Annotated in this window: 6 protein-coding genes and 1 pseudogene; 4 read left to right on the forward strand and 3 right to left on the reverse strand. The window is 36.4% G+C overall.

The window, feature by feature from the left end; all coding sequences use genetic code 11:
- Positions 1-183, forward strand: a pseudogene (locus D7Y06_RS26195) (hypothetical protein); the annotation flags it as partial.
- A gap of 26 nt (positions 184-209) precedes the next feature.
- Here D7Y06_RS26195 and pseG read toward each other — a convergent pair.
- Genes pseG through D7Y06_RS22825 form a run of 3 tightly spaced genes read right to left on the reverse strand, consistent with a single transcriptional unit; the run spans position 210 to position 4566 of the window.
- Positions 210-1217, reverse strand: coding sequence for a UDP-2,4-diacetamido-2,4,6-trideoxy-beta-L-altropyranose hydrolase (pseG, locus tag D7Y06_RS22815; protein WP_158591469.1), 1008 nt, complete (start codon positions 1215-1217; stop codon positions 210-212).
- Between the two features lie 52 nt (positions 1218-1269).
- Positions 1270-2859: an AAA-like domain-containing protein gene (locus D7Y06_RS22820; protein ID WP_120409854.1), complete on the reverse strand. Its 1590-nt coding sequence runs from the start codon at positions 2857-2859 to the stop codon at positions 1270-1272.
- Between the two features lie 15 nt (positions 2860-2874).
- Positions 2875-4566, reverse strand: a complete 1692-nt coding sequence (locus tag D7Y06_RS22825) for an AAA family ATPase (RefSeq protein WP_120409855.1) — start codon at positions 4564-4566, stop codon at positions 2875-2877.
- Between the two features lie 132 nt (positions 4567-4698).
- Between D7Y06_RS22825 and D7Y06_RS22830 the strand changes: the two genes are divergently transcribed.
- The 3 genes from D7Y06_RS22830 to D7Y06_RS22840 all read left to right on the forward strand — a co-directional run.
- Positions 4699-6000, forward strand: coding sequence for a 6-hydroxymethylpterin diphosphokinase MptE-like protein (locus D7Y06_RS22830; protein WP_120409856.1), 1302 nt, complete (start codon positions 4699-4701; stop codon positions 5998-6000).
- Between the two features lie 59 nt (positions 6001-6059).
- Positions 6060-6989: a methyltransferase domain-containing protein gene (locus tag D7Y06_RS22835; RefSeq protein ID WP_120409857.1), complete on the forward strand. Its 930-nt coding sequence runs from the start codon at positions 6060-6062 to the stop codon at positions 6987-6989.
- 44 nt (positions 6990-7033) lie between these two features.
- Positions 7034-7728: Gfo/Idh/MocA family protein (locus D7Y06_RS22840; protein ID WP_147415751.1), on the forward strand; the 695-nt coding region annotated here is incomplete at its 3' end.

Genomic DNA, 7728 nt, shown 5'->3' on the forward strand with positions numbered 1-7728 from the left:
GACATGGAATTTGAGGGGATGCAGTTTCGGGCTTTCGTGGATTACCACACCTACCTCACCCTGCTCTACGGAGATTACATGACTCCTCCCCCGGTGGAACAAAGAATCCATGAAGCAGGGGCAGCATCCACCATTCAATTAATCCCCATTACCCTAAAAGAGGTTCAGGAGAGAAAACAATAGTTTTTTCTCCTGAACCTCTAGGATATTTAAATTTCATTTATTGCCTTTACAATTCTTGACGCGCCTTTCCCGTCAATTAGAGCCTGCATCTTTTTGGAACGCTGTGTGCGCAGTATTACATCTCTTTGATACTCATCCAGGAGAGATATAATTTTTGTCACAGTCTTATCCTGTCCTGCGTCGCCGGCATATTCGATGATTCCATCTTTCTGAAACTGGTATACATTATCCAACTGATTATCCGCAAAAGAGTAGGAAATAGTTGGTGTGCCGCATACGCATAACTCGTATAATGTAGAACCTCCGGCTGAAACGGCTATGTCAGCAGTATTCATATAATCTTCTATATTTGTAACAGCTTGATAAATATGAATATTGTGAAAGAATTTGTATTGGTCTTGTAAAATTTCATAACTTGAATCGTATCTGCCGCAAATCACATTTATTTTCTTATATTTACTTTTATCCATAGCGCTTAAAATGTTTTTAAGCATTCCAAAGGGGTCTGTACCCCCAGATAAAAGAAGAATTTCCTCTGCCTCTTTTTTTATCATTTTTTCTCTGCAATTATAAAATTCCTTCCGAAGCGGAACATACTCTAATCCCAAAAAAAGTTTGGTTTTTTCATATAAGCTTGTATATTTAAATTTTTTCCAGTAATTTGCATAACAAATAAGAGCATGAACCGGGTAAACAAAAGAATTTTTATCATCCATATAAATTGTTATAACATAGGAAGATAAAATTTTTAAATAGTTTTCTGTTACCTGATAACTGTCAATAAGCAGTTTTTTAATATTTTTTGATTTCAAAATCGGAAGCAATTTCGGTAATTCATTATCCATATCGTCCCACTGTGTTTCAAGAACAATGGCCTTATGACCTTTTTCTGCCACTAATTCACATGCCTGGTAATCCGCCAATATAAATGTAGTACACTCACCAAGGGCTTTCGCTGCATCAGCAATGGCGAGGCAGCGCATTACATGTCCTGTAGCTATTTTACTATTCATATCTGTTCGTATATAAATCATCCTATTCCTCCCTGGGCTAAAAGGCCATACTGAAAGTGGAAGCATAAAGGTGTTATACTACTGCTTCCACAATGGTTTTTCCTCCGACTTTTATTTCTTTCATTCCAATGGTTTTCTTTTTATGGAAATTAAAACTGAGCATATATCCTTTATCTTTATGATAATATTCAAGATAATCAGAAAGCTGCTTTTCCCCACGCTCATTGTACTCATTTCCTCGCCAAATTTTAAGTTCAATGATAAACTGCTCCCCAAGGTAATCCACAATCACGTCGGTGCGCCTCGCATCTCTTGTCTGGGCTTCAATATAATAGTTTCCCTTTCCATTGATAATTGGTTTTAGATATAGCAAAAAAAGTTTACGTCCATGGGTTTCAAGAAATTTTTCATCATTCTCTCCATAAATATCTGTAAAGTGTTCTACAAATTTCTTTAAAACCAGTTCCATGTTAAGCCTGTTGTCCTGAAAGTAATCATTTTTGTTTCCCTGGGCTTCATCATATATCGCATTGGTCAGTTCTTCCTCCGATAAAAAATAGCTGTACAATCTCATCTCAAAAATTCGGTTTGCCACCTGGATAGTTCCATCATGACTTACAATGTATCCAAACATAGATGCCAACTCAATAATCGGATTATCCGTATTAAAGGTAATTCGCTTTCCCTGAAATAAAATGGCCTGCATCATTCTTTTCAAATCAGGGTACTCCTTCATCTGGCGAATCATACTTTCAAAAAGCGGTGCGTCATCCATTAAAATCTTTTTTACAGCTTTTGTAATTCCTTCTTTTGACCATGCTTCTCTTGGTGCGTTTAATTTTTCTTCTTCCGGCAAATCTTCATCCAAATATTTGCAAATGGCAGAAACTAAAACAGGGTATCCGGATGTGTAATCATAAATTTCCCTGGTTATCATTGGAATATCCATTCCGGTATCATAGTCTTTTTCATATTCCTTTAACATAGCTGCAATCTCATTTGCCGAGAAACTCATATTAATTTTAAACTTTGCCGCAATGTTCCATGGGCTGTTATATTGATGCTCTTTATCCGGCCGAAGTTTTAATTTCAGATTTTTAATATTATAAACTCCGGCAAGGATTACAGAGTGAAAAATCGGCATTTTTTCCCGCTTTAAATAATAACCTCTAAGCTGAGACAAAAAATCTATAAAAACCTGATTATTGCTGGCACTGTCCACTTCATCAATCATTAACACAATAGGTTTTGGGCAATTTTTGCACATGCTGCTAAAAGCGATAAACAATTCCCTTAGACCAAAATCCCACTGGTTTAAAACCAGTTTGCAAAAAGGATTTATCATTATTTCCTGGTTTTGCACTTCCATACTTTTTAAAGCAAAAATAATATTTTCCGCCATAGAACGTGAGAATATTGTTTCATCAGAGAAATCTTCTGTTCCCATTAGCTGAAAGTCAAGTGAAATGATAAGATAATCTGTTTTTAAGTATTGCTCCAGTGCCGTGAGGGTTGTGGTTTTTCCATACTGCCGACCTTTATTAATGACAAAATATTTTCCTCTGTCCACATAGGATTGTTTAATTTTATTCAGTCTTTCATATAAATTTACCATATAATGTTCATCTGGTTTACAACATCCTTCTGTGTTAAAATAGCGCATAATTTTTCTCCATTATTAATTTTCATACTTTTTAATCAACACGTTTTTTCCCTCAAAGGCAAATCCATATTTTTGAATGTGTTCTGGGGAAATTCCTTTTTCCAGCAAAATCTGTCCATATTCCTTTTCTTCAATCTGTTGTAAGGCTGCATTTGCCGTTTCCTCCAAAGATCTTTCTTCATTCGGCTCACGGACTTTAAATTCTAATATAATTGCAGACTTCTCTCCTTTCCGCGGTTCCATGATTACATCGTAACGCCCATATCCGCTTTCACGGTTAGAAGTTATCACATATTTGTCATACAATTCTACTAAAAGCCCAAGAACCAAACCATGATAAAATCTTTCCGGCTCGCTCCCGGAGGGGCGCTTACCTGTGTCAAAATAACTGATGGTATTTAATGCCACTTTGTTCATATAGACATTCATTTCTTTCAGGTTCCCGCTTAAAAGCGCTGTGACAAACTTGTTGTAATGAGGCGTGTATTCCATAAACCAGTCTGATATCATCTGTTCAAACATACACTGCACTTCCATGTTGGTAATTGCCAAATCATATTCCGTTTTCCTTTTTTGGATATTAAATTCATAGTGCTCTATTTTTAGATATCCGCTTGCTAAAAGCAGGCTCCACAGTGCACTGGTTTTACGTCCCAGTTGGTTGAAAGCAATTTGTTCGTCTATAACCCCGTGAAATGCTTTTCCGTTTAAAAGATCTTCCATAACTATTTTCACATCGGAACTGCCTTCCCGGATCAGCTTTTCTACCAAACTGTTAGAGCTTGTATTTGCCCAGTAAATTCCAATTTTTCCGGTATCCAAGTAATTTAATATAGACCATGGGTTATATATATCTTTTTTGTTTCCAAAGGTAAAGCCGTCATACCATTTCTTTACCTCATTTTTTTTAGTAAATCCCTGCTCATCCATTCCGGCGAATACTTCTTCCTCCGTAAAGCCAAAGGCCTCTGCATATTCGTCAGAAGTGGTAGATACTACTTTGATGTTATTTAAATCAGAAAAAATTGATTCTTTACTTACCCTCGTTATACCAGTCATAATCGCCCTTTCCAGGTAAGGGTTTGTCTTAAATGTTGCGTTAAACAGATTTCTGGTAAATGTTACAAGTTCATCCCAAAAGCCATGTACATATGCTTCCTGCATTGGCGTATCGTATTCGTCCAGGAGCACAATTGTTTTTTTCCCATAATAACGCTGCATGTAATCACACAGTTTATGGAGGGCAATGGTTGCATCTGTTTCAGGCATACCTTCACAAATCCGGTCAAAATATTCTCTGTCCTTTTGGGTAAAAGAGGTACTGTCTTTTAAAAAATCTAATTTAATATATAAATCAGTAAGTATCTGGCAGATTCTGGTTTTCGTTTTCTCAAAGGTATCCGTTTTCACATTTGCAAAACTTAAGCTGATTACCGGGTATGTCCCCTGCAGATTCCTATATTTTTCCTCTTTCCAAATCTCCAAGTTTTCAAAAAGGTTTTTTTTATCTGCATATTTCAAAGAGAAAAAACATTCCAGCATACTCATATTCAGTGTTTTTCCAAAACGTCTGGGACGTGTGATTAAAGTGACACTGTCTTTGCTTTCCCACCATTCTTTGATGAAAGAGGTTTTGTCTATATAAAAACAATCATTTACAATACATGTTTCAAAATCCTGTATGCCGATTGCCACTGTTCTTGCCATCTGCCCACCTCCTGAAATCCTGCTTCTTTTTGTATCATACACTAGCGGAATGGGAAAAGCAAGTGATTCACAGATTAAGCCAATCTGCGAAATTATTTCATACAATCAATAAACCCTACGGAGACAAATTATATGAAATATGTAGTATGGGGAGCCGCTTATCGAGGCCGGATTATCAGAGAAACATTGGGCGATGAAAGAATCGTTGCATTCATTGATTCTGACAAAGAAAAAATAGGAACAACTTATTACGGAAAGCCAGTTGTAAGTTATGAACAATATAAAGAACAATATCTGGAATATGCAATATTAATCGGTGTTACATACAATGAACGGATTGCGAAAATTCTTGATGCTGACGATATGTTTTATTTTTGTATTGAAGATTGTGTACCGGAATATATGGGATATGGCTGGCGGCGGGCAGAAAAGGTTATGAAAAATCTGAACCTTGAAATCCCCGCCAAAGTAGCTGTTTACGGAATGTCATTATACAGTGTAATCGTATGGGAGGAACTGGTAAAACGGGGATACAAAGACGTTGCTTTAATTCCCCATAAGGATATGCCGGAAAATATGATAGAAAAATTCAAAAAATATTTTCCGGATGTGCCTGTAAAGCCGCTTGCGGCAGTGGATGTGGATGCAGTCTTATTAACGATATATGAAAAAGGCATTAAGGACGGCGGCTTAAAAACACCAATTATAGATATATATGATTGGACTTTATATGTGGACGAATATAAAAACGAAAAGATTGCGTGCATGAAAGACACACATAAAGGGGAGCGCTGCTTTATTGTAGCAACGGGTCCCAGTTTAAGAATAGAAGACTTGGAAAAATTGCGTGAAAATAAAGAATTTTCTATCAGCATGAACTCAATTTTCTATTCTTTTCCTCAATATAAATGGCGGCCGGATATTTGGCTGTGTGTAGATGCTTTGTGCCCAACGGAGTACGGGGATCATTTACTGGAAATGGACGTAAAAGATATTTTTGTGTCAGATGGTTCCCTTGATGCAAACTATGAAGAACTAGAAAAACGATGTTTAATTTTTCATTCAATTATGGGAAGGGAAGTCACCGCAGAATGTAATGTTACAAAAGATTTCTCAACCAAAGTAATGCATGGAAGTATGGTAACGAATGTATGTATACAGTTAGCTATTTATTTGGGCTTTGAAAAAATATACTTACTAGGTGTTGACAATTCATATATACCGGGGAAACAGCAGCATTTTAGCGAAAATCAGACAAAAGCAGACGTTATGCGGGATGAGCTCACAGAGTACGAACTTGAATTGAATCAAAAAGTATATATGAATTCGAGAAAATACGCTGAAGAAAAAGGTATCCAGATTTATAACGCTACTAGGGGAGGAAAACTAGAAATATTTAACAGGGTGAATTTAGATGAACTTTTTGAAAATTAAAGCTACAAAAGTGAGAAGGAGGAGTATGTTTTCAGGTTATGACATACTAAAAAAATAGCATGGATAGTATAAAGGAGCTTTACTCAAAAAATGTTAATATTATGGAATATTTTCGTGAAAACACCAGCACAAAGGATAGTAATTCCATAGATGCAGTTTTGTGTGCCTATGATTATCAGGCTGGCAGTTACATGAAAAACTATTATTCCAACGAAGTTATTAAAAATGTTTATCTCTATCAAGGAAATCCTATCGATTTAACTTCCGGAGAATATACGCGACTTGCAGCAAAATGCATGTCAAATGAATTTAATAAGCTTTCTTTCCAAACAATGCTTGAGGTTGGAATAGGGGAAGCCACTACAATATGTGATATTTTGGAGGGGCTTTCAGAAGATAAGCAGGCGTGGGGAATTGAACTTTCTCTATCGCGACTGTTTTATGCCCAAAAATTCATGGAGCAAAAAAGTAAAAATATCAATTTAGCATTGGGTAATATGTTTTCTTTACCCTTTGCAGATAATTCTTTTGATTTGGTTTTTACTTACTATTGCATTGCTGAAAGTAGGGGCAAAGAAAAAAGTGCAATAGAAGAAATGCTCAGGGTATCAAAGGATTATTTAATTTTAGTTGAATCTTCCTACGAACTTGGAAACGAAGAGACAAAAGAAAGAATTGATAAATTGAAATACATAAAAGGTCTAAAAGAAACATTAAAAGAAGTTGATGCAGATGTTATTGAACATAAATTATTTGATATTTTTACTTACAATAATAATTCAGCAATCACAATTCTTAAAAAAAGAAATTCTAACAAACAATCAGAAAGTGATGTCACATATGCATGTCCTGTATGCAAGAAAAAATTAATTAACCATCAAGGTAACTTATTCTGCAATAATTGTTTTAGTTTATATCCCATTATCAATAATATACCATGTCTTTTAAAAGAAAACGGTATATTAAGCAGTAAATATTTAGAGTTTTAAATTTAATCTTTGCTAATCAATGCTATCTTGAAGAAGGAATAAAGATGTATAAAGCAGTCATAATAGGAGCCGGAAATATTGCCGCAGGATTCGACTCCCCAAAAAGCGAAAAAGTTTTAACCCATGCACATGCCATACTGTTACACCCGGATTTTGAACTGCTGGGATTTTACGACAGGGATGAAAAAAAGTCCCGGGAAGCAGCTGGCCGCTGGGGTGGAAAAGCCTTCCTGGATGCGCCATCCGCCTTAAGGGATGCGGACGTGGTTTACTGCTGCGTCCCGGATGCTTTCCACGGGGAGGTGTTAAAAGAAATTGCATGTTATTCCCCCCGCCTTGTGGTTGCAGAAAAGCCATTGGCTTCCACCTTTAAAGAGGCGGTGGAAATACAACGACTTTATGAAGGGAAAATCCCTTTAACGGTAAACTACAGCAGGCGCTTCTTAAAAGAATTCCATAACTTAAAAAAAGAAATCCCCTCTTATGGCAGGTTTTTAAAAGGGGCTGGCTATTACGGAAAGGGCGCCCTCCACAACGGCTCACACATGATAGATATCCTGCGCTTTTTACTGGGGGAAATCGAAAATCCCCGTGGGTTTGGGCGGGAAATATTTGATTTTGAAAAGGAAGACCCAAGTAAAGACCTTTCTTTAGAAATACGAAATGGGAACTTCTATATGATGGCCATAGACGCAAGGGCTGTCACCATTTTTGAACTGGAACTGTTTTTTGAAAAAGC

The organism is Roseburia sp. 1XD42-69, from assembly GCF_003612565.1.
Taxonomy (GTDB): domain Bacteria; phylum Bacillota; class Clostridia; order Lachnospirales; family Lachnospiraceae; genus Roseburia_B.